Here is an 18846-nt window from a genome sequence, read left to right as displayed (position 1 = left end):
TCGCCGCTTTCACCAACACCGCCAGCTCGTACCCACGCATCCACCACATAGAGCTGGAACCTCCAAAGGAGACCGACTTTGTGCGCCGGCAAGCCCTTGTGCTCCCGCCAGCAATAAACGGTCCTCATTTGCCTGCTACCTGTTCTGCTGCCACCCATGGTTCTTTGTCCTGGTGCACTGCGTCGGCCATGTCGCCTAGAGTCGTCTTCAAGGGTCGTCAGTCTACCCTGGCATTCCTTCGGAATGAACAGATGCAGTAGGCCTCGGCAACCTGAGCGCGAACGTCCCGGCGTGACGTTGGGTACCGGGACATTGCCAAGCCTTGCATAAGGCTCACGAGCGACATGGATTCAGGCTGTTGGCGGTCTTGCCCGTTCTCGTTTACACGCCTTGTGGGGCGGGAACTTGCCGGGCGCTCGGCGATGTGCGACAGCTTTGAATTTACAGCGGCCGGACAACGATGGGCCGGTTCCGGCGGCGGCAGCCATTCGGCCGCCAGTCCTGACCGGCAGCAACCAGCCTGTAGCCGAAGTTCGTGCAACTTCGTCTTTGGGCACCAAGTCGCCTCCCTCCTGTCCACGTTCCCGGGCGCATGCTTTGGTCAATCTGCGCCGGCCCAGAGGTGCAACAGGCGAACCACTTGTGCGAAAGCCGCGGCTAATAGGCCGCCGCACCCACCCTATGCGCAAGCCGCATAGCCGCATGTGCACTCGGCTTCGGACTTTGGGGCCGGACAGGGTCAAGTCTTGATACCGTTCGGGCCATCAAAAGTTACGGAGCATTACATGCCCAATTTGTCCTTCGTTTCGCCGACCCGCAACAGCCCCTGGGGCACGTATTTGTCGCAGATCGACGCGGTGGAGCCTTACCTCGGCAATCTGGCGCGTTGGGTTGAGACCCTGCGCCGCCCCAAGCGTGCGCTGATCGTCGACATCCCCATCGAGTTGGACAACGGCACCATCGCTCACTATGAAGGCTACCGCGTGCAGCACAGCCTGACGCGTGGCCCGGGCAAGGGCGGCGTGCGTTATCACCCCGACGTGACGCTGGAAGAAGTGATGGCGCTGTCGGCCTGGATGACGATCAAGAACGCGGCCGTCAACCTGCCTTACGGTGGCGCCAAGGGCGGCATCCGCCTGGATCCCAAGACCTTGTCGATGAAGGAGCTGGAGAAAGTAACGCGCCGTTACACCAGCGAGATCGGCATCATCATCGGCCCGCAGCAAGACATCCCCGCGCCTGACGTCAATACCAATGGCCAGATCATGGCCTGGATGATGGACACCTACTCGATGAACACCGGCGCCACCTCCACCGGCGTGGTGACGGGCAAGCCCATCGCCCTGGGTGGTTCGCTGGGCCGTGTGCAGGCGACCGGCCGTGGTGTGTTCGTGATCGGCCGTGAAGCCATGCGCCGCCTGAACATCGAGATGGAAGGCGCACGCATCGCCGTGCAAGGTTTCGGCAATGTGGGCTCCATCGCCGCCAAGCTGTTCGCTGCTGCGGGTGCCAAGATCGTGGCGGTGCAAGACCACACCGGCACCATCCTGAACGAGCGTGGTTTTGATATGCAAAACCTGCTGGACCATGTGGCCAAGACCGGCGGCGTGGGCGGCTTCTCGGGCGGTGACCGCATTGCGAATGAGGACTTCTGGAAGGTCAAGAGCGACGTTCTGATCCCGGCCGCACTGGAAGGCCAGATCAGCAAGGAACGCGCCGAAGGCCTGCAGACCCGCCTGGTGCTGGAAGGCGCCAACGGCCCGACCACGCCCGACGGCGACGCCGTGCTGGCCGACCGTGGCATCGTCGTCGTGCCCGATGTGATCGCCAACTCGGGTGGCGTGACCGTGTCCTACTTCGAGTGGGTGCAGGACTTCAGCTCCTTCTTCTGGACCGAAGACGAGATCAATGTCCGCCTGGACAAGATCATCACCGGCGCCTTCAAGCACATCTGGGACACCAGCGAACATCACAAGATCTCGCTGCGCACCGCCGCCTTCGTGGTGGCTTGCACCCGGGTGCTGGAAGCGCGTGAAGAGCGCGGCTTGTATCCCTGATCTAGTGCTGATCCTCGACGGATTGCTGCACCAAAACAAAAGGCCCGTGAGGGCCTTTTGTCGTTTGGCAAGAGCGCGCGCGGCTTAGCCCAGCCTCACCCGCTGCGCTGGGCTGGCCCAGCTGGCGGGCAGGTCTTGCAAGACCTGGTGAGGCTCCAGCGAGCGAATGGCCACGCTCAGGTCGGTGGGGATGCGCTGGCGTGCCTGCAAGGCCATGTAGCGCAGAGCGCTGACGCGCAAGAAGGAGGCGAAATTGCCCACCGCGCCGCGCGCCTGCACCAGCTCGTCGTAGAGTTTTTCGATCAGCTGGGTGACGCTCATGCCGTCGCGTCGGCCGATTTCTTCCAGCACCTCCCAGTGCAGGTTTTCCAGCCGGATGCTGGTGATCACGCCGTGCAGACGAACCGAGCGGGTGCGCGATTCATAAGACTCGGGATTGGCGCTGATGAAGACTTCGCACATGGCTGGCTCCGGCGGGTGAGGGCTTATTCTCGGCTCAGTGGCTGATCCGCGTGCCCAGCAGGGCCAGGAACTGCGCCAGCCAGGCCGGATGGGCGGGCCAGGCCGGGGCGGTGACGAACTGGCCATCGGTGACGGCCTGGTCTACCGCGATCTCGGCATAGCTGGCGCCGGCCAGCTCCACCTCGGCGGCGCAGGCCGGGTAGGCCGAGATGCGCTTGCCGCGAATCACGCCCGCCGCCGCCAGCAGTTGCGCACCGTGGCAGACGGCGGCAATCGGCTTGCCGCTCTGCGCGAAGTGCCGCACCAGGGCCAGCACGCCGGGCATGGTGCGCAGGTACTCGGGCGCGCGGCCGCCGGGAATGACGAGCGCGGCATAGTCCTCGGCCTGGATGTCGGCGAAGGTGGCGTTGAGCACAAAGCGGTGGCCGGGTTTTTCGGAATAGGTCTGCGCGCCCTCGAAGTCGTGGATGGCGGTCAAGATGTGCTCACCCGCCTTCTTCTCGGGGCAGACCGCGTCCACGCTGTGGCCCACGGCCAGCAGGGTTTGGTAGGGCACCATGGTTTCGTAGTCTTCGGCATAGTCGCCGACCAGCATCAGCAGCTTCTTTCCAGTCATCACGGTCTCCAAGCGTTGTGGGTGTGAGCCGATTGTGGAAAGCAGCACCCCTGGGCAGGTAACAGCCGACTATTGCAATGCCCCGGATTACCACCAGTAACGCGGGTAGCTGCCGCGCTGCCTGGCGTTGTTGAGCAGCCAGGCCAGGGCCACGATGCTCAGCGCCCCGGCCAACACCGGGGTCAGCAAAAATTGCAAGGAGGCCGTCTGGCCAGCGAACAGCACCAGCGGGTCGGCACCGGCCGGCGCGTGGACGCTGCGGCTGAGCTGCATCAAGGCCAGGGCCAGGCCCACGGCCAAGCCGGCCGCCCAGAGGTTGTTGCCGATGAAGTGCAGGACCAGCAGGCCCGCCAGGCTGGACAGCAGATGACCCAGCACAATGCTGCGCGGCTGGGCCAGGGGGCTGTCCGGCAGCCCAAAAGCCAGCACGCAGCTGGCACCAAAGGGCGCCATCAACCAGGGGTGGCCGCTGGCCAGGCTCAGCCAGCCCGTCAGGCTGATGGCCAGGGCAGCGCCCAGGGCGGAACTGAGCACAAAGCCCAGCGAGGGGCGGGCCGGGGCGGCCGAACGGCCTAAGCGGAGCAGGAGGTGGTGGCTGAACATGGCTATTGCTTTCGAGTGCGGTGAGGGTGGGTGAGTGAGCGAATGCCGGAATAGTAAACAGATCGGTATACCTCGGTCAACCGATCGGTTTACTTTTGTCGCTTGGGAAGGGATACTCGCTCCATCGCTTCGACTCCCTCTGCAATGAAGAAGTACGACCAATTGCTGGACAGCGCCATGGCCTTGTTCTACCGCCAGGGCTTTCATGCCACCGGGGTGGACCAGCTCAGCCAAGAGGCCCAGCTGACCAAGAAGACGCTGTACCGCTACTTCCCCACCAAGGAGGCGCTGGTGCAAGCCGCCCTGCGCCAACGCGATCAATGCTTTATGGACGGCTTGCGCAGCCGCCTGGAGGCGGTGCCGGTGGCCGAGCGGCCGCTGAGCTATCTGGACTTCATCGAGGACTGGACGCGGGAGCCGGGCTTCCACGGCTGCGCCTTCATCAATGCGGCGGCCGAGTACCCCGATCTGGCCGACCTCAGCCATGCCATCGCGGCCGAGCACAAGCAGGGCCTGCGCGACTACCTGACCCAGGTCTGCGCCGAAGCCGGTCTGGCCGAGCCATCCCAGGCCGCGGCCCAGCTCTTTTTGCTGGGCGAGGGCTTGACGGTGGCGGCCCAGGTCTCGGGGCCGGACGAAGACTTGCTGGCTCAGGCGCGGGCCATGGCGGCGCAGCTGCTGGGCAAGCGCAGAAAAACCGCCCATCGGGCTTAGGCCTGAGTAAAACAGGCCCGGGCAGAGCCCAGACTGGCCCCGCCCCCAGAGGTGCCCTCGATATACTTCCGCCCATGAACAACGCCCCCTCTCTAGACACGGCCCGCGCCATCCAAATGGGCCAAAAAGCCCTGAGCATCGAGGCCGCTGCGCTGACGGCCATGGGCCCGCGCCTGGGTGCGTCCTTTGTGGCCGCCGTGCAGGCGGTGCTCAATTGCGGCGGCCGTGTGGCCGTGATGGGCATGGGCAAGAGCGGCCATGTGGGCCGCAAGATCGCCGCCACCCTGGCGTCCACCGGCACGCCCTCGCTCTTCGTCCACCCGGCCGAGGCCAGCCATGGCGATCTGGGCATGGTGACGCCCGGTGATGTGGTGCTGGCCCTGTCCAACTCGGGCGAGAGCGATGAGCTCAACGCCGTGCTACCCGTGCTCAAGCGCCTGGGCGTGACCATCGTGGCCATGACGGGCCGCGCCGAATCCAGCCTGGCCAAGCACGCCCACATCGTGTTGGACAGCTTTGTGGCCGAGGAGGCCTGCCCGCTCAATCTGGCTCCCACCGCCAGCACCACGGCCCAGATGGCCCTGGGCGATGCCCTGGCCGTGGCCTTGCTCGATGCACGCGGCTTCAAGCCAGAGGACTTTGCCCGCTCCCACCCCGGTGGGGCGCTGGGCCGCAAGCTGCTGACCCATGTGCGTGACCTGATGCGCAGTGGCGCCGAGCTGCCCCGCGTGGCGCCCGAGCTGCCCTTCACCGACATGATGCGCGAGATGTCCGCCAAGGCCTTGGGCGTGGCCATCGTGGTCGATGCGCAAGACCGGGTGCAAGGCATCTTCACCGACGGCGATTTGCGTCGTCTGGTCGAGAAGGGCCAGGTTCTGCGCGATTTGACCGCCGGTCAGGTCGCCTCCAAGAACCCCCGCACCGTTTCCGCCGAAGCCCTGGCCGTGGACGCGGCCGATCTGATGGAAGCGGCCCGCATCACCGTCGTGCTGGTGGTGGATGAGACGCGGCAGCTGCAAGGCGCCATCACCATCAATGATTTGATGCGCGCCAAGGTGATCTGATGTCAGTCACGCTGCAAGCTGCTCTGCGTTTCTCGCCCGAACTCCTGCTCAAGGCCCAAGGCCCCGGCCTGGGTCTGAAGGCCGCCATCTTCGATGTGGACGGCGTGCTGACCGATGGCCGCATCTATATCAGCGAGGCGGGTGAGAGCTTCAAGGCCTTCTCCACCCTGGACGGCCATGGCCTCAAGCTGCTGGACCAAGCCGGCATCACCCCCATCATCATCACCGGGCGTGATTCGCCCGCCGTGCGTCGGCGCGTGGCCGATCTGGGCCTGCGCCATGCCGTTTACGGCGCCAAGGACAAGCTGGCCGTGGCAACGCCCCTGCTGGCCAGCCTGGGCCTAGCCTGGGCTGAGGTGGCGGCCATGGGCGATGACTGGCCCGATCTGCCCCTGATGACGCGCGCCGGTTTTGCCTGCGCACCGGCGCAAGCCCATGCCGAGGTCAAGGCCGTGGCCCACCACATCACCCAGGCCGCTGGCGGCCATGGGGCGGCGCGCGAGTGTTGCGACCTGATTTTGCAAGCCAGCGGCCGTTACCAATCGCTGCTGAACAGCCATCTGGATACCTTGGACGGGGGCGCGCCCTGATGGGCAGTCCCGCTTCCACGCCGACGCCCGCGGGCCTGCAGCCCGCCCGGCCTCGGCTGACGCCGCTTGTGAAGCAGCCGCTGAGCTGGCGCATCCAGGCCTTGCTCTCGTCCTATCTGCCCCTGATCCTGATGGCCTTGCTGGCCAGCTTCACCTGGTGGCTGCTGAAGAACACGCCCAAGCCCGACGCGCCCAAAGAGGCCGCGCCGCTGCGCCATGAGTTCGACTACCGCATGCGCAACTTCGATCTGCAGCGGGTCGGTGCCGACGGCAAGCTGCGCGTCCATGTGCAGGGCAGCGAGATGCGCCACTTCCCGGATACCGACACGCTGGAGATCGACGGCATACGCTTGCGCGCCGTGGCCGCCGATGGCAGCCTGACCCTGGCCAGCGCCGGCCGCGCCCTGGCCAACGGGGATGCCAGCGAGATCCAGCTGCTGGGCGCCGTCCATGTGCAGCGCTTTGATGTGCTGCCCAATGGCGAGGCGCAGGCCAAACCCAAGCTGGAGATGCGCGGCGAGTTCCTGCACGCCTTTGTCAACACCGAGGTCTTGAAATCTCACGTGCCCATGCAGATCAGCTATGCCAATGGCCAGATCCAGGCACAGGGCTTTGAGTACAACAATCTGAGCGGCAAGCTCAGCTTCAGCGGCCAGACCCGCGCCCAATTCAGCTCGCTGGCCGGGCGCGCCATACGTGGCCCGGTGAGCAGCAAGCCAGCAGGTCAGCAGCCATGAGTTCAAGCGCCAAATCCACCACGCCCCTGGTCTACATCACCGGCGCCTCCAGCGGCATCGGTCAGGCCCTGGCCTTGCAGTACTACCGCAGCGGCTGGCGCTTGGCCTTGGTGGCGAGGCGCACGGCAGAGTTGCAGGCTTGGGCCGAGGCGCAGGGTTTGAGTGCCGAGCGCTATGCCATCTACGGCGCCGACGTCTGCGATGTGGAAGCGATCGCCGGAGCCGGCCAGCGCTGCATCGCGGCCCAGGGCCTGCCCGATGTGGTGATCGCCAACGCCGGCATCAGCATCGGCATGGACACGGCCATCTTCGAAGACCTGGCAGTGATGCAGCGCGTCTACGCCACCAACAATATCGGCCTGGCCGCCACCTTCCAGCCCTTTGTCGCGGCCATGAACGCACGCGGCAGCGGCAGCCTCGTCGGCATCGCCAGCGTGGCCGGCATCCGCGGCCTGCCCGGCCATGCGGCTTATTGCTCCAGCAAGGCGGCCGTCATCAGCTATTGCGAAAGCCTGCGCGGCGAGTGCCGGCCCTTTGGTGTCAAGGTGGTGACCATTGCGCCGGGCTATATCGACACCCCGTTGACGCGCGAGAACCGCTACAGCATGCCCTTCTTGATGCAGCCCGAGGCCTTTGCCAAGAAGGCCTTCGACGCGATTCATGCGGGCGCCAGCTTCCGCGTCATCCCCTGGCAGATGGGCGTGGTGGCCCGGCTTTTGCGCCTGCTGCCCAATGCCTTGTTTGACCGCGCCTTGAGCGGCCGCCCACGCAAGCACCGCGCCGGCGAGTCCTGAGCATGAAGGGGTGGCAACTCAGCCAACTGCGCCTGGTGCGCTCGGCCCAAACCCAGGACGAGGCCTTTGTGGCCTTGCTGCCCGAGGTGCAGGCCCTGGGCTTTGAGTACTGCTCTTTTGGCATGAAGTCGCCCGTGCCCCTGGCCGCGCCGCGGGTGGTCTGGTGCAGCAATTACCCACCCGCTTGGCAAGCGCGTTATGTGGAGCAGGGCTATCTGAACAGCGACCCCATCGTGCAGCGCGGCCTGATGAGTGATGAGGCCTTTCTCTGGACGGACGAGCTTTTCGCCAGCAACCCCCAGCTCTATGCCGAGGCGCAGAGCTTCGGCCTGCGCTATGCCTGGTGCCAGCCGCGCCGCGATATGCGCGGCATGTCCAGCCTGTTCAGCGTGGTGCGCGGCGGCCCGGCTCTGGAGGCCGAGGAGTTGGCGGCCAAGATCGAACGCCTGCAATGGTTGAGTTATCTCTGCCACGAGGCCATGGCCAAGGTCTGGGTGAAGGAGTTGCAAGGCGATCTGGAGCTAGGGCTGAGCGAGCGGGAGCTCGAAGTGCTGCGCTGGACTTGTGATGGCAAGACTTCGTCCGAGACGGCTCAGATCATGGGCGTCGCCGAGGCCACGGTGAACTTCCACACCCGCAACGCTTGCAGCAAGCTGGGCGCCAGCAACAAGACCGCTGCGGCCGTTCGCGCCGCCGTGCTGGGGCTCTTCCACTGAGTTTTGCGCTTGTTGCTGGGGCGGCTCTGGCGCGCCCTGCAGCGGGGCCAAGGGGTCGATCAAGGTCAAAAGCAGGGCGCTCGCCAGCGCGCCGCAAAGCGCAGCGGCGTGGAGGGGAGTGGCGGCCTGTAGATTCGACATGATGGCTTGAATGCTAGGGACAAAGCCTGGCTTTGACAGCTAGCAAACTTGATAGTGCGAGCAGCAACAGGCCGGGCCCAGCTCGGCTTGGTCGCGGCAAAAGCCCTGGCTATACTGCGACCCAAACAAAGCGCCCGCGCTGTGAAGCGGCGGGCAAGGAGCACAAGATGAACAAGGTTCTGCATCCCTGCTAGCTGGCCGTTCCAGCACCTTTTGCAGCTGACGTGCGTTCGCGCGTCGAGCACCTTTGTGTTCCGAGCCATGGCCCTTTTTGCGTCGCCAGGCTCTATCGGCATCTCTTATGAAACAAGTCTTTTGGGGCCTGGTGCTTGCCTGCACCCAGCTCATGCCCGCCCATGCTTCGCTGGGCCCCCAGGTCTTGCGCCTGGCTGAATCGCAAGCGGCCGAGCTGCGCATCGACGGGCGCCTGGACGAGGCTGTCTGGCAGCGCGCGCCGGTCTTTGATCGCTTTGTGCAGTTCCAGCCCGAGGACAAGAAACCCGCGGCCTGGCGCACCACGGTGCAGGTGCTGGCCAGCGAGGAAGCCCTGATCATCGGCATCCGTGCCTATGACCCGGTGCCCGAGTTGATCCGCGCGCCGCTGTCCCGGCGTGACAAGATCGCGCGTGATCAGGACTTTGTCGCCGTCTATCTGGACCCGGTCGGCCACCGTCGCTCGGCCCAGTTCGCCCGCATCAGCGCGGCCGGGGTGCTGGCCGACGGGCTCATCATGGCGGCCGACGACGCGGTGGACTACTCGCCCGATTTCGAGCTGCAAGCCGCCGCCCAGCGCCTGCCCGATGGCTATAGCGTGGAGCTGCGCTGGCCTTTGTCGGCCCTGCGTTTCCCGCACAGCGAGGGCCTGCCCTGGCGCATCATGGTCGCGCGCAACATCCCGCGTGAGGCGGCCACTCTGGTCGTCAGCGCGCCCTTGGATCGCGAGTCGCAGAGCTTTATCGCCGAACTGCAGGTGCTGGAGGGCCTGGGCGATCTGGCCCAGCAGGCGCGCGAGCGCAGCTTTCTTAGCCTGCGACCCGAGCTGACCCTGCGCCAGCGCCGCGACGAGCCTGGCCCCGGCCAGCCAGTTCAGCACCAGCGCGAACTCAGCTTGGGCGCCGAGCTGAAATGGCGACCCCGCGCCGACTGGGTGATCGACGCCACCCTCAACCCCGACTTCTCCCAGGTGGAGCTGGACGCGCCGCAGCTGGCCGGCAATACCCGCTACGCGCTCAGCCTGCCAGAGAAGCGCGCCTTCTTTCTGGAGAGCGGCGATGTGGTGGGGCAAAGCCTGGTCGACGGCAATGCCCACACCCTGGCGGCCTTTTACTCGCGCGCCATCACCGATCCCGACTGGGGTCTGCGCGCCACCTGGCGAGGGGCCGCCGCCGAGGCCACGGCCTTGAGCGTGCGCGATGCCGGTGGGGGTCAGGTCTTGCGTGCCGATGCCTATGGCACCGAGGTCTATGCTCAGCCAGGCGCCTCGCGGGCGAGCTTTCTGCGCGGCCGCCAGCAGCTGGCGCCGGGTCGGGATCTGGGCCTGCTGCTGTCCGAGCGTGACTATGGCGGCGGGCTCTACAACCGCGTGCTCGGTGCCGACGGGCATTGGCAGCTCAACGAGCAGCATCAGCTGCGCGGCCATCTGCTGCTCTCGCGCAGCAGTCTGGGCTTTGACGAGCAGGGGCAGGCGCAGGCCATCGCCGCGAAGGCGGGCCAGCACCTCTGGCTGGGTTGGCGTCATCTCAGCGAGGACTGGAGCAATCTCTGGGACCTGGAGGAGGTCAGCCCCGGCTTTGCCCACGACAACGGCTTCATCAGCCAGGCCGGCTATCGCCGCCTGACGGCGCATCTGGCCAAGCGTCAGCCGGGCCTGGAGCTGGCGCCCTTGGGCGAGTGGTCGCGTTTTCCCATCTACGAGCTGGAGTGGCAGCTGATGCTGCAGCAGTCGCAAACCCTGGCCGACGCACGCTTGGGTGTGCCCGGGGCCGAGCTGATCGACCGCAAGCTGCAACCCGGCTTCTGGTTTGCCACGGCGCGCAATAGCGGGGTCTGGGGTCATCTGGGCCTGGATGCCGTGCGTGCCCACAGCGGTGGCCGTCTGCATGCGCCGCGCACGCTGAGCTTGGGCTTTGAATCCAATCCCAATGCCTGGTTGAGCTTTTTGATGGCCGAGCTGGAATGGGGGCGTCGCCTGGATGTGGCTGCCGACCGCCTGGGGCGCGGCGCCAATCTCACCGTCGAAGCCAAATTGCGCATTCCCCTGCCCCAAGGTTTTGGGCTGGAATGGGAACAGCGCTGGGGCGAGGGTTTTGTGGCCGGGCCACAGGGCGGACGCAGCTTGACGGATAGCAATCGTCAAACCCTGCTAATTCTCCATTTAAGCGCACGCGATTCTGTCCGCCTGATTCATCAGGCCACTTATTTCGAGCGGCGCGCCGAATTGGGACTATTTCCCGCTGAGGAGAAAACCCGCCATCGCTCCCTGGTTTATCAGCACCGGGACGGGCTCGATCGGGTGTTCAGCCTGGGCCTGAGCCAGGCCGATGAGTCGCCCACGCAGGCGCGTGGCACCGAGCTGTTTGCCAAGGCGCTGTTGGCCTGGCAACGCTGAACAAAGGAAGTGGCCCTGCAGCAGGGGCCGCCCTTGGCAAAGTCCAGACGTGAAAAAGGCGCCCAAGGGCGCCTTTTATTCGCTGTGCGAGCTGGGGGGCTGATTAATAGCCGCCGCCACCCGAACGGCCACCGCCGTAGCCGCCGCCGCCACCGGAACGGCCACCGCCGCCACCGAAGCCGCCGCCCGAACGGCCACCGCCGCCGTAGCCGCCACCGCCGCCACCACCGTAGCCGCCACCGCCGCCGCCGAAGCCGCCGCCACCCGAGCGACCGCCGCCGAAGCCGCCGCCACCCGAACGACCGCCGCCGAAGCCGCCCGGACGCTCTTCACGAGGACGAGCCTCGTTCACGACGATGGCACGACCGTCCAGGTCTTGACCATTCATGCCGTTGATGGCCGATTGTGCTTCTGCATCAGAGCCCATTTCCACGAAGCCAAAGCCCTTGGAACGACCTGTGTCACGATCCATCATGACCTTTGCAGAGGTCACCGAACCAAATTGCGCGAACGCTTCGTGCAGCGACTCATCACGCACGCTATAGGCAAGATTGCCGACGTAAAGCTTGTTTCCCATGGGGAAGCCCTTTCAATACCAAGAAATACCATGTGGAGCTTCAGCCCATCGTGAACCATTCAAGCGAAGGTGCGGCTTCCAAACACAGGTAAAACATTATGGGCGAAGGGTCTAGCGCTAGGTAAAGCTGGGGTGGCAAGTGTTGTTTTTCGGAAGATAGAAGAAACCCTGGGGGTTTGGTGTGTGCGATTCATGGATTAGTTTGGTCCGCCATCGCCCTTCTCCCGGCTTGGTTCGGCGACAGAGAGTGTCTGCATGGCGGCGGCTTGCCTGCTGAGCGGCTGGCTATGATCCCGCCCATGTCCCCAAGAAAACTCAGCCTGCAAGACTTGAACCGGGTGCTGGCCAGCCTGGATGCCCCGCGCAACGGTCAGGCGCTCTATGCCTTGCTGAGTGCCTTCTGCCTGGCGGGCCTGATGCTGGCTTCGGCCGAGTCCGCGCTGGCCAAGGCCAATGCCCTGTCGGGCGGGCTCTGGGCCGCTGGCGCCCTGGTGGCGGCCTTTCTGGGCCTGAACACCACCGGCCTGCTGCTGATGGACCAGGCGCGGGGGCGGCCGGTGCGCGACCTGGTCGATGCCTTTCGGGCCTCGCTGCGCTGCGCGCCCAAGGTTTTACTCTGCCTGGCTTTGATGTTGGCCTTGGTCGGCCTGGGCGTGGCCGCCTTGCTTGGCCTGCTGTGGGCCGTGCGCCTGCCCTGGGTGGGCGTGCCCTTGTTTGCCTTGCTCGTGCCTCTGGGCGTGGTGTTTCTGGGGCTGGTCACCTTTGCCTCGGTCGTGCTGGTGGGGCCTTTGACGGGCCCCTCGATCTGGACCGGGCATGGCGTGTTGGAGACCCTGCGCATGCTCTTGACTCAGCTGCGTCGTGGGCCATTGGAGGCGGCGGCCTTGATGGCGGCTGCGCTCCTGGTGTCAGGCCTGGTCAGCGCCGCCGTCAGCCTTGTGGTGATGAGTGGCGGGCGGGCCTGGTCGCTGCTGGTGGTCTGGCTGACCGGCATCGATGTGCCGGCCCAGCAGCTGATGGCCGGCCTGTTCGGCTACGGCCTGCGCAGCCTGGGTGCGGCCGGTGCGCCTGTGGCCGCCACGCCCTTGGGCATGGCGGCCCTGGTGGGTGGCGGCACGGTGTTTGCCGTGGCCCTGGTCTTGCCCACCCTGGTGTATCTGCGCGGCTGCTGTGCTGTTTTTCTGGTGCTGCAAGACGCCCAGAACGAGGAGCGCGCCCGCGCTGGCGAAAGCCGCCTGCTGTGAGCCTGGCCACGCCCGCATCGGCTGCGCCGCGCATCGCCAGCCTGGTGCCCAGCATCACCGAGTTGCTGATCGCACTGGGTTTGGGGCCCTATCTTGTGGCACGCACAGGCTTTTGCATCCATCCGGCGGCCGCGCTGCGCGAGGTGCCCAAGGTCGGCGGCACCAAGGATGTGAACCTGGACAAGCTGCGCCGCCTCGCCCCCAGCCATGTGATCGTCAATGTGGACGAGAACCGCCTGGAGACGGTGGAGGCCTTGCGTGAGTTTGTGCCGCACATCGTCGTCACCCACCCGCAAGGGCCCGAGGACAACGCCGCCCTGCTGGCGCAGATGCTGGCGCTGTTCGGCGGCAAGCCCGGCGTGGCCGAGGCCGTGGCGCGGCTGCGGGCCGAGCTTCAACAGGCGCTGGCGCGCTGCGCTGCTCAGACCTGGCCTGCGCAGCGGGTGCTCTATCTGATCTGGCGCGAACCCTGGATGACGGTGGCGCGCGACACCTACATCGCCCGCATGCTGGCCCAGGTGGGCTGGCAGAGCTGGCCCGAGGCCTGGGGCGGCGAGTCGGGCGCGGCCCGTTACCCGGTCTTGCAAGGCGATGAGCCTTGGCTGGCCCGAATCGACCGGGTCTTGCTCAGCTCCGAACCCTATCGCTTTGATGTGAACCATCTGAGCGAAGCCCAGGCCCTGTGCCCGCAGGCGCGGGTGCAGCTGGTGGATGGCGAGTTGCTGAGCTGGTACGGCCCGCGGGCGGCGGCCGGGCTGGACTATCTGCGCGAACTCGCCTCGGCCTGAGCGGCGCGCCTGGCCCCGGCCACGCAGAAGAGCACGGCGCCGGTGATCGCCAACATGGCCGGGCTCACCGGTTCATGCAGCAGCCAGGCCGCCAGGCCCAGGCCCATCAAGGGCTGCAGCAACTGCAGCTGACCCACGGCCGCGATGCCGCCTTGCGCCAAGCCGCGGTACCAGAAGACAAAGCCGATCAGCATGCTGAACAGCGAGACATAGGCCAGGCCCAGCCAGGCCGGCGTTTGCACCTGAGCCAGCGTCATCGGCCGCTGAACAACAGCCAGCGCCAGCATCAAGGGCAGGGCCAAGACCAGGGCCCAGCAGATCACCTGCCAGCCCCCCAAGCTGCGCGAGAGTTTGGCGCCCTCCGCATAGCCCAGGCCGCAAACGAGGATGGCTGCCAGCATGAGGCCGTCGCCCCAGAGCGAGGCCGACAAGCCCTGCGACAGCGCAAAGCCCGCAATCAGCAGGCTGCCCAGCAGGGCGAATCGCCAGAAGGTCGGCCGTGGCCGCTCGCCGCCTCGCCAGACACCGAAGACCGCCGTGGCCAGGGGCAGCAGGCCCAGAAAAACGATGGAGTGCGCCGCACTCAGCTCGCGCAAGGCCAGGGCGCTCAGCAGGGGGAAGCCCAGCACCACGCCCAGGGCGACAAGGAGCAGGCCGCGCCATTGCCCGGCCCTAGGCCGCGCTTGCCGGAACAAGAGCAGGAGCGCCAGCGCCAGCAAGCCGGCAATGCTGGCCCGGGCCGCGGTCAGGAACAGGGGCTCGAAACCCTGCACCGCCAAGCGGGTGGCGGGCAGTGAGCCGCTGAAGATGAGCACGCCGATAAAGCCGTTCAGCCAGCCGCCGCTGCGCTTGTCCATGGTTTGATGTTCCAGTGAGTGGGCGGCCAGACTAAAACCCTCACTCAATACAATCAAATAATTGTCATGGATACATCAAGAGTCCATGGCCCAGCCGACGGAGGCGGCGAGACATGGCAGGTGCGCGCTACAAGACCCTGGTTGACCGCTTCGCCGAGGACATCCGCTCGGGCCGGCTGGCCCCGGGCACACGCCTGCCCACTCACAGACAGCTGGCGGCCCGCGAGGGCTTGGCCCTGGTGACGGCCAGCCGTGTCTATGCCGAGCTGGCCGCCATGGGTTTGCTCAGTGGGGAGACGGGCCGCGGCACCTTCGTCAAGGAGATCGCCCTGCCGCCTGGCCTGGGCCTGGATCTGGTGGCCGCGGCCGCCGATGTGGTGGACCTGAACTTCAACTACCCGGCCTTGCCCGGCCAGGCCGATCTGCTGCGCAACGCCCTGCGCCGTTTGGCGCGCGGCGGCGAGCTGGAAGCCTTGCTGCGCTATCAGCCCCACGGTGGCCATGCCCGCGAGCGCGCCATCGTCGCGCGCCATTTGGCGCGTCGGGGTTTGGCGGTGGAAGGTGCTCAGCTGAGCCTGGTGGATGGCGCCCAACATGGCCTGAGCAGCAGCTTGATGGCCTTGCTGAAGCCGGGCGATGTGGTCGCGGTGGATGCCCTGACTTACCCGGGCTTCAAGCTGATCGCCGAGACCTTGCATCTGGAGTTGCTGCCCCTGCCCGCAGCGGAAGACGGGCCCGATCTGGAGGTCTTGAATCGTCTGTGCAAGCGCCGCAAAGTACGCGCCATCTACACCATGCCCACCCTGCACAACCCCATGGGCTGGGTGATGAGTTTGCAGCGCCGCCAGGAACTGGTCGAGCTGGCGCGCCGCCACGGGCTGATCATTCTTGAAGATGGGGCCTATGCCTATCTGGTGGACAAGGCGCCGCCGCCCCTGGCGGCCCTGGCCCCGGAGCTGACGGTCTATATCAGCGGCTTTTCAAAGAATCTGGCCGCTGGTTTGCGGGTTGGCTATGTGGTCTCGCCCCTGCCCTGGGTGGCCAAGATTGAGCGAGCCCTGCGCGCCACGACCTGGGCCACGCCGGGGGTGATGACGGCCCTGACCTGTGCCTGGCTGGAAGACGGCACGGTGGACAGACTGGAGGCCGAGAAGCGCCAGGATGCCCGCCTGCGCCAGCGCCTGGCGGCCAAGATACTCGGCGCCTGGCCGCGCATCGCGCATGCCAACTCTTATTTCGTCTGGCTGCCCCTGGCCGAGGGCATGCGCGCCGATCAAATCGCCGCCGAGCTTTTGGCGGCCCGGGTCTCGGTGTCCACCGCCCAGCCCTTTGCCACCACGCCCCAGGTTCCGCATGCGATTCGTCTGGCCCTGGGTTCGGTGGCATTGCCAACCTTGCAGCAGGGTTTGTTACGGGTCAGCCAAGCCCTAGAGACGAGAAGTTTTTAGTCGGTTTACCCGCACAATCTCGCCCATGGATATTTACAAGCCCCTGGTCGCCCTGCTGACCATCGTGAATCCGATCGGCGTCGTGCCCTTCTTCATTCACTTCACCGGTCATCTGACCCGTGAGCAGCGCCGCCACACCATTCTGGTCAGTTCCTTTACCGCCTTTGTGGTGATCGGCTTGAGCTCCTTGCTGGGGCTCAAGATCCTGGAGTTTTTCAATATCTCGTTGGCGTCCTTCCAGGTGGGCGGCGGCACGCTGCTCTTGATCAGCTCCATCCAGATGCTTAGCGCCAAGCAGGTGGATTCGGGGCCCGAGGTGGTGGATGCTGCCGAGAGCAAGGCCGACGCCGGTGCCAGCATCGCCGTCGTGCCGCTGACGATTCCCTTGCTGACCGGCCCGGCCACCATCTCCACCATGGTGATCTATGCCGAGAAAACCCGCCACTGGTGGGAGCTGGCCGTGCTGGTGGGTTATGGCGTGGTGGTGGGTGTGATCACCTATGTGGTGTTCTCCGCTGCCGGACGTATCGCCAAGGCCTTGGGCCGCACCGGCATCAATATCATGACCCGCCTGATGGGTTTGATCCTGGCCGCCCTGGCCGTGGAGCTGCTGGCCGATGGCTTGATGAAGTTGTTCCCAGTGCTGGGATCGCATCTGGGTTGAACCGGTGGCCGCCCGCATCCTGCTGCTGGAAGATGATCCTGCCATTGCTCAAACGGTGAGCTTTGCGCTGGAGCGCGAGGGCTTTGTGGTCGAGCACAAGAGCTGGTTGCACGAGGCGCGCAGCAGCCTGGCGGCCAGCCCGCCCGATCTGGCTTTGCTGGACCTGGGCCTGCCCGATGGCAATGGCCTGGACCTCTGCCGCGAGCTGCGCCAGCAAGGCGGCCGCCTGCCGGTGATGATTCTCAGCGCCAGGGCCGAGGAATGGGACCGGGTGCTGGGCCTGGAGCTGGGCGCCGACGACTATCTGGCCAAGCCCTTCAGCCCGCGCGAGCTGGTGGCGCGGGTGCGCGCCCTGCTGCGGCGGGCGGGCCCGGCCCCCAGCCCGCAGGCGGAAGGATTTGTGATCGAGCCGGATGGCTTGCAAGTACGCTTTCGGGGTCAGGTCTTGCCTCTGACGCGGCGCGAGCTGGGATTGCTTCGTCATCTGCTGGCCGCGCCCTCGCGCATCCACAGCCGCGAGGCCTTGCTCTCGGCCGTCTGGGGCCAGTCGGCCGAGAGCCTGGATCGCACGGTGGACACGCATATCAAAACCCTGCGCGCCAAGCTGCGCGTGGCCGCACCCGAGCTGGACCCGATACGCACCCATCGCGGCATGGGTTACTCGATAGAACTGGCCTGAAGTGCCGAGATGAAGATAGGCCTGCGCCTCTTTCTGGCCTTTTTCTTGATCGCGGGCCTGAGTGCGTTTTTCATCCTGCGGGTGATCCTGGCCGAGGTTAAGCCCAGTGTGCGCGAGGTGATGGAAGACCTGATGGTGGACAGCGCCCATGTGCTGGCCGCGCTGGCGGTGGATGAGATGCAAGCCTATGAGCAAGGCCGGGGCCAGCCGCTCGCCCAGACCCGCCTGGCCCAGCAATTGCGTGAGTACGCGCAGCGGCCGGTGGACGCGCAGATCTGGGGCCTGCGCAAGCAAAGTCTGGACTTTCGCATCTACCTCACCGACGCCCAGGGTCAGGTCTTGCTGGACACCGGCGAGCAGCCCGCCGTGGGCCAGGACTATTCCCAGTGGCGTGACGTGGCCCGGGTGCTGCGCGGTGAGTACGGCGCCCGCACCAGCCAGTCGGTGCAGGGCGATCCGAGCAGCCATGTGATGTATGTGGCCGCCCCGGTGCTTGAGCCCGGCAGCGGCCGCACCCTGGGCGTGCTCACCGTGGCCAAGCCCTTGGCGACGGTGCAGCGCTTCATCGACCGGGCCGAACAGCGCATCTTGTTTGCGGGGCTTTCGCTCTTGGGCCTGTCCTTGCTGATCGGCGTGGCCGTGACCGCCTGGTTGGTGCTGACGGTGCGGCGCTTGCGCGATTACGCGCAGAAGGTGCAGGCCGGCGGCGAGCGTCAGGCGGTGCCCCGGGTCAGCGGCGAACTGGGTGAGCTGGCCCAGGCCATGGATGCGATGCGGGCCCGCCTGGAGGGGCGTGAACATATCGAGCAAACCGTGCGGGCGCTGACGCATGAGTTGAAAAGCCCGCTGGCCGCCCTGCGTGGCGCGGGCGAGTTGCTGCAAGAAGAGCTGGCTCCGGCCGACCGTCAACGCTTTGCCACCCAGGTGGTGGAGCAGACTGAGCGCCTGCGCGAGCTGGTGGACCGCATGCTGGAGCTGTCCAAGCTGGAGCTGCAGAGTGCGCCGGCCCACCCCGAGCGCTTGCAGCTGGAGCAGGTCTTGCAGCGGGTGCTGGACCGGGCCGAGCCGCGCCTGAGCCAGCGCGGCTTGCAGCTGCAATGGCTGCAGCGCGAGGCCATCGCCCTGCAGGCCGACCCCGAGCAGCTGGAGCTGGCCCTGTCCAATCTGCTGGGCAATGCCCTGGACTTTGCGCCGCCCGGCTCCAGCCTGGAGCTACGCCTCTGGCGCGAACCCGGCCGCGCCTGCTTCTCTGTGCGCGACCACGGCCCCGGCGTGCCGGCCCTGGTCTGGGCGCAGCTGGGTCAGCGCTTTTTCTCCACCGCCAGACCCGCTTACGGGAATGCCGGTGGCGGCAAGGGTTCGGGCCTGGGCCTGGCAATTGCCCGCCAGGTGGCCTTGCTGCATGGCGGCACGCTGCAATTCGAGGCGGCCGAGCCGGGTTTGCGCGTGATCTTCACACTGGCTTCACACAGCACCTAGAGCCCTCA

Annotated in this window: 19 protein-coding genes; 14 read left to right on the top strand and 5 right to left on the bottom strand. The window is 66.2% G+C overall.

Going from position 1 to position 18846, the window contains the following annotated elements:
* Positions 1–785 precede the first annotated feature (785 nt).
* On the top strand, positions 786–2057 hold the full coding sequence (locus tag DBR47_RS09415; protein WP_124449280.1) for a Glu/Leu/Phe/Val dehydrogenase: 1272 nt from the start codon (positions 786–788) through the stop codon (positions 2055–2057).
* 84 nt (positions 2058–2141) lie between these two features.
* Here the strand turns inward: DBR47_RS09415 and DBR47_RS09410 are convergent, their stop codons facing one another.
* The 3 genes from DBR47_RS09410 to DBR47_RS09400 form a co-directional block, all read right to left on the bottom strand.
* Positions 2142–2519 carry a ribbon-helix-helix domain-containing protein gene (locus tag DBR47_RS09410; RefSeq protein ID WP_124449278.1) on the bottom strand — a complete coding sequence of 126 codons (378 nt, stop codon included), beginning with the start codon at positions 2517–2519 and terminating at the stop codon, positions 2142–2144.
* A 34-nt stretch (positions 2520–2553) separates the two neighbouring features.
* Positions 2554–3135 (bottom strand): DJ-1/PfpI family protein, encoded by a 582-nt coding sequence (locus DBR47_RS09405; RefSeq protein ID WP_124449276.1) that lies wholly within the window; start codon positions 3133–3135, stop codon positions 2554–2556.
* 87 nt (positions 3136–3222) lie between these two features.
* Positions 3223–3738, bottom strand: coding sequence for an HPP family protein (locus DBR47_RS09400; RefSeq protein WP_124449274.1), 516 nt, complete (start codon positions 3736–3738; stop codon positions 3223–3225).
* A 144-nt stretch (positions 3739–3882) separates the two neighbouring features.
* Between DBR47_RS09400 and DBR47_RS09395 the strand changes: the two genes are divergently transcribed.
* From DBR47_RS09395 to DBR47_RS09365, 7 genes are all read left to right on the top strand, one after another.
* Complete coding sequence (locus DBR47_RS09395; RefSeq protein WP_124449272.1) at positions 3883–4452, top strand: TetR/AcrR family transcriptional regulator; 570 nt, start codon at positions 3883–3885, stop codon at positions 4450–4452.
* 74 nt (positions 4453–4526) lie between these two features.
* Entirely contained in the window at positions 4527–5516 is a 990-nt protein-coding gene (locus tag DBR47_RS09390) for an SIS domain-containing protein (protein ID WP_197046962.1), read from the top strand.
* The gene (locus tag DBR47_RS09385; RefSeq protein WP_124449270.1) at positions 5516–6106 is read left to right on the top strand and encodes an HAD family hydrolase; all 591 of its coding nucleotides are present in this window, start codon (positions 5516–5518) and stop codon (positions 6104–6106) included. Before DBR47_RS09390 ends, DBR47_RS09385 begins: the two co-directional genes overlap by 1 nt.
* Before the next feature lie 68 nt (positions 6107–6174).
* On the top strand, positions 6175–6843 hold the full coding sequence (lptC, locus tag DBR47_RS09380; RefSeq protein ID WP_231512210.1) for an LPS export ABC transporter periplasmic protein LptC: 669 nt from the start codon (positions 6175–6177) through the stop codon (positions 6841–6843).
* Positions 6840–7637 (top strand): SDR family oxidoreductase, encoded by a 798-nt coding sequence (locus DBR47_RS09375; RefSeq protein WP_124449266.1) that lies wholly within the window; start codon positions 6840–6842, stop codon positions 7635–7637. The genes lptC and DBR47_RS09375 overlap by 4 nt, the downstream gene beginning before the upstream one ends.
* Positions 7638–7639: 2 nt before the next feature.
* A complete protein-coding gene (locus DBR47_RS09370; RefSeq protein WP_124449264.1) occupies positions 7640–8353 on the top strand; it encodes an autoinducer binding domain-containing protein in 714 nt (237 codons plus the stop codon).
* 442 nt (positions 8354–8795) lie between these two features.
* On the top strand, positions 8796–11102 hold the full coding sequence (locus tag DBR47_RS09365; protein WP_124449262.1) for a carbohydrate binding family 9 domain-containing protein: 2307 nt from the start codon (positions 8796–8798) through the stop codon (positions 11100–11102).
* Between the two features lie 103 nt (positions 11103–11205).
* Here the strand turns inward: DBR47_RS09365 and DBR47_RS09360 are convergent, their stop codons facing one another.
* Positions 11206–11679 (bottom strand): RNA-binding protein, encoded by a 474-nt coding sequence (locus tag DBR47_RS09360; protein ID WP_124449260.1) that lies wholly within the window; start codon positions 11677–11679, stop codon positions 11206–11208.
* Positions 11680–11978: 299 nt separating this feature from the next.
* On the opposite strand from DBR47_RS09360, the gene DBR47_RS09355 reads away from it, so the two are divergent.
* Entirely contained in the window at positions 11979–12923 is a 945-nt protein-coding gene (locus DBR47_RS09355) for a hypothetical protein (protein ID WP_124449258.1), read from the top strand.
* A 2-nt stretch (positions 12924–12925) separates the two neighbouring features.
* Complete coding sequence (locus DBR47_RS09350; protein ID WP_370454895.1) at positions 12926–13711, top strand: helical backbone metal receptor; 786 nt, start codon at positions 12926–12928, stop codon at positions 13709–13711.
* Here the strand turns inward: DBR47_RS09350 and DBR47_RS09345 are convergent.
* Positions 13684–14568, bottom strand: a complete 885-nt coding sequence (locus tag DBR47_RS09345; RefSeq protein WP_124449254.1) for a DMT family transporter — start codon at positions 14566–14568, stop codon at positions 13684–13686. The two genes, DBR47_RS09350 and DBR47_RS09345, sit on opposite strands and share 28 nt — an antisense overlap.
* 113 nt (positions 14569–14681) lie before the next feature.
* Here DBR47_RS09345 and DBR47_RS09340 point away from each other — a divergent pair, with 113 nt between their 5' ends.
* The 4 genes from DBR47_RS09340 to creC are packed head-to-tail and all read left to right on the top strand — an operon-like array spanning position 14682 to position 18838.
* A complete protein-coding gene (locus DBR47_RS09340; RefSeq protein ID WP_124449252.1) occupies positions 14682–16016 on the top strand; it encodes a PLP-dependent aminotransferase family protein in 1335 nt (444 codons plus the stop codon).
* Between the two features lie 25 nt (positions 16017–16041).
* The gene (locus tag DBR47_RS09335) at positions 16042–16680 is read left to right on the top strand and encodes a MarC family protein (protein WP_124449250.1); all 639 of its coding nucleotides are present in this window, start codon (positions 16042–16044) and stop codon (positions 16678–16680) included.
* 4 nt (positions 16681–16684) lie between these two features.
* Positions 16685–17359 (top strand): two-component system response regulator CreB, encoded by a 675-nt coding sequence (gene creB / locus DBR47_RS09330; RefSeq protein WP_197046961.1) that lies wholly within the window; start codon positions 16685–16687, stop codon positions 17357–17359.
* Between the two features lie 9 nt (positions 17360–17368).
* Positions 17369–18838 carry a two-component system sensor histidine kinase CreC gene (gene creC, locus DBR47_RS09325; RefSeq protein ID WP_124449246.1) on the top strand — a complete coding sequence of 490 codons (1470 nt, stop codon included), beginning with the start codon at positions 17369–17371 and terminating at the stop codon, positions 18836–18838.
* The last annotated feature ends 8 nt before the right edge of the window (positions 18839–18846 follow it).

Source organism: Paucibacter sp. KBW04, assembly GCF_003852425.1.
In the GTDB taxonomy this organism is placed as follows: domain Bacteria; phylum Pseudomonadota; class Gammaproteobacteria; order Burkholderiales; family Burkholderiaceae_C; genus Paucibacter_A.
The sequence above is the reverse complement of the archived record's forward strand: the minus strand, read 5'-3'. Positions and strand labels throughout refer to the sequence as shown.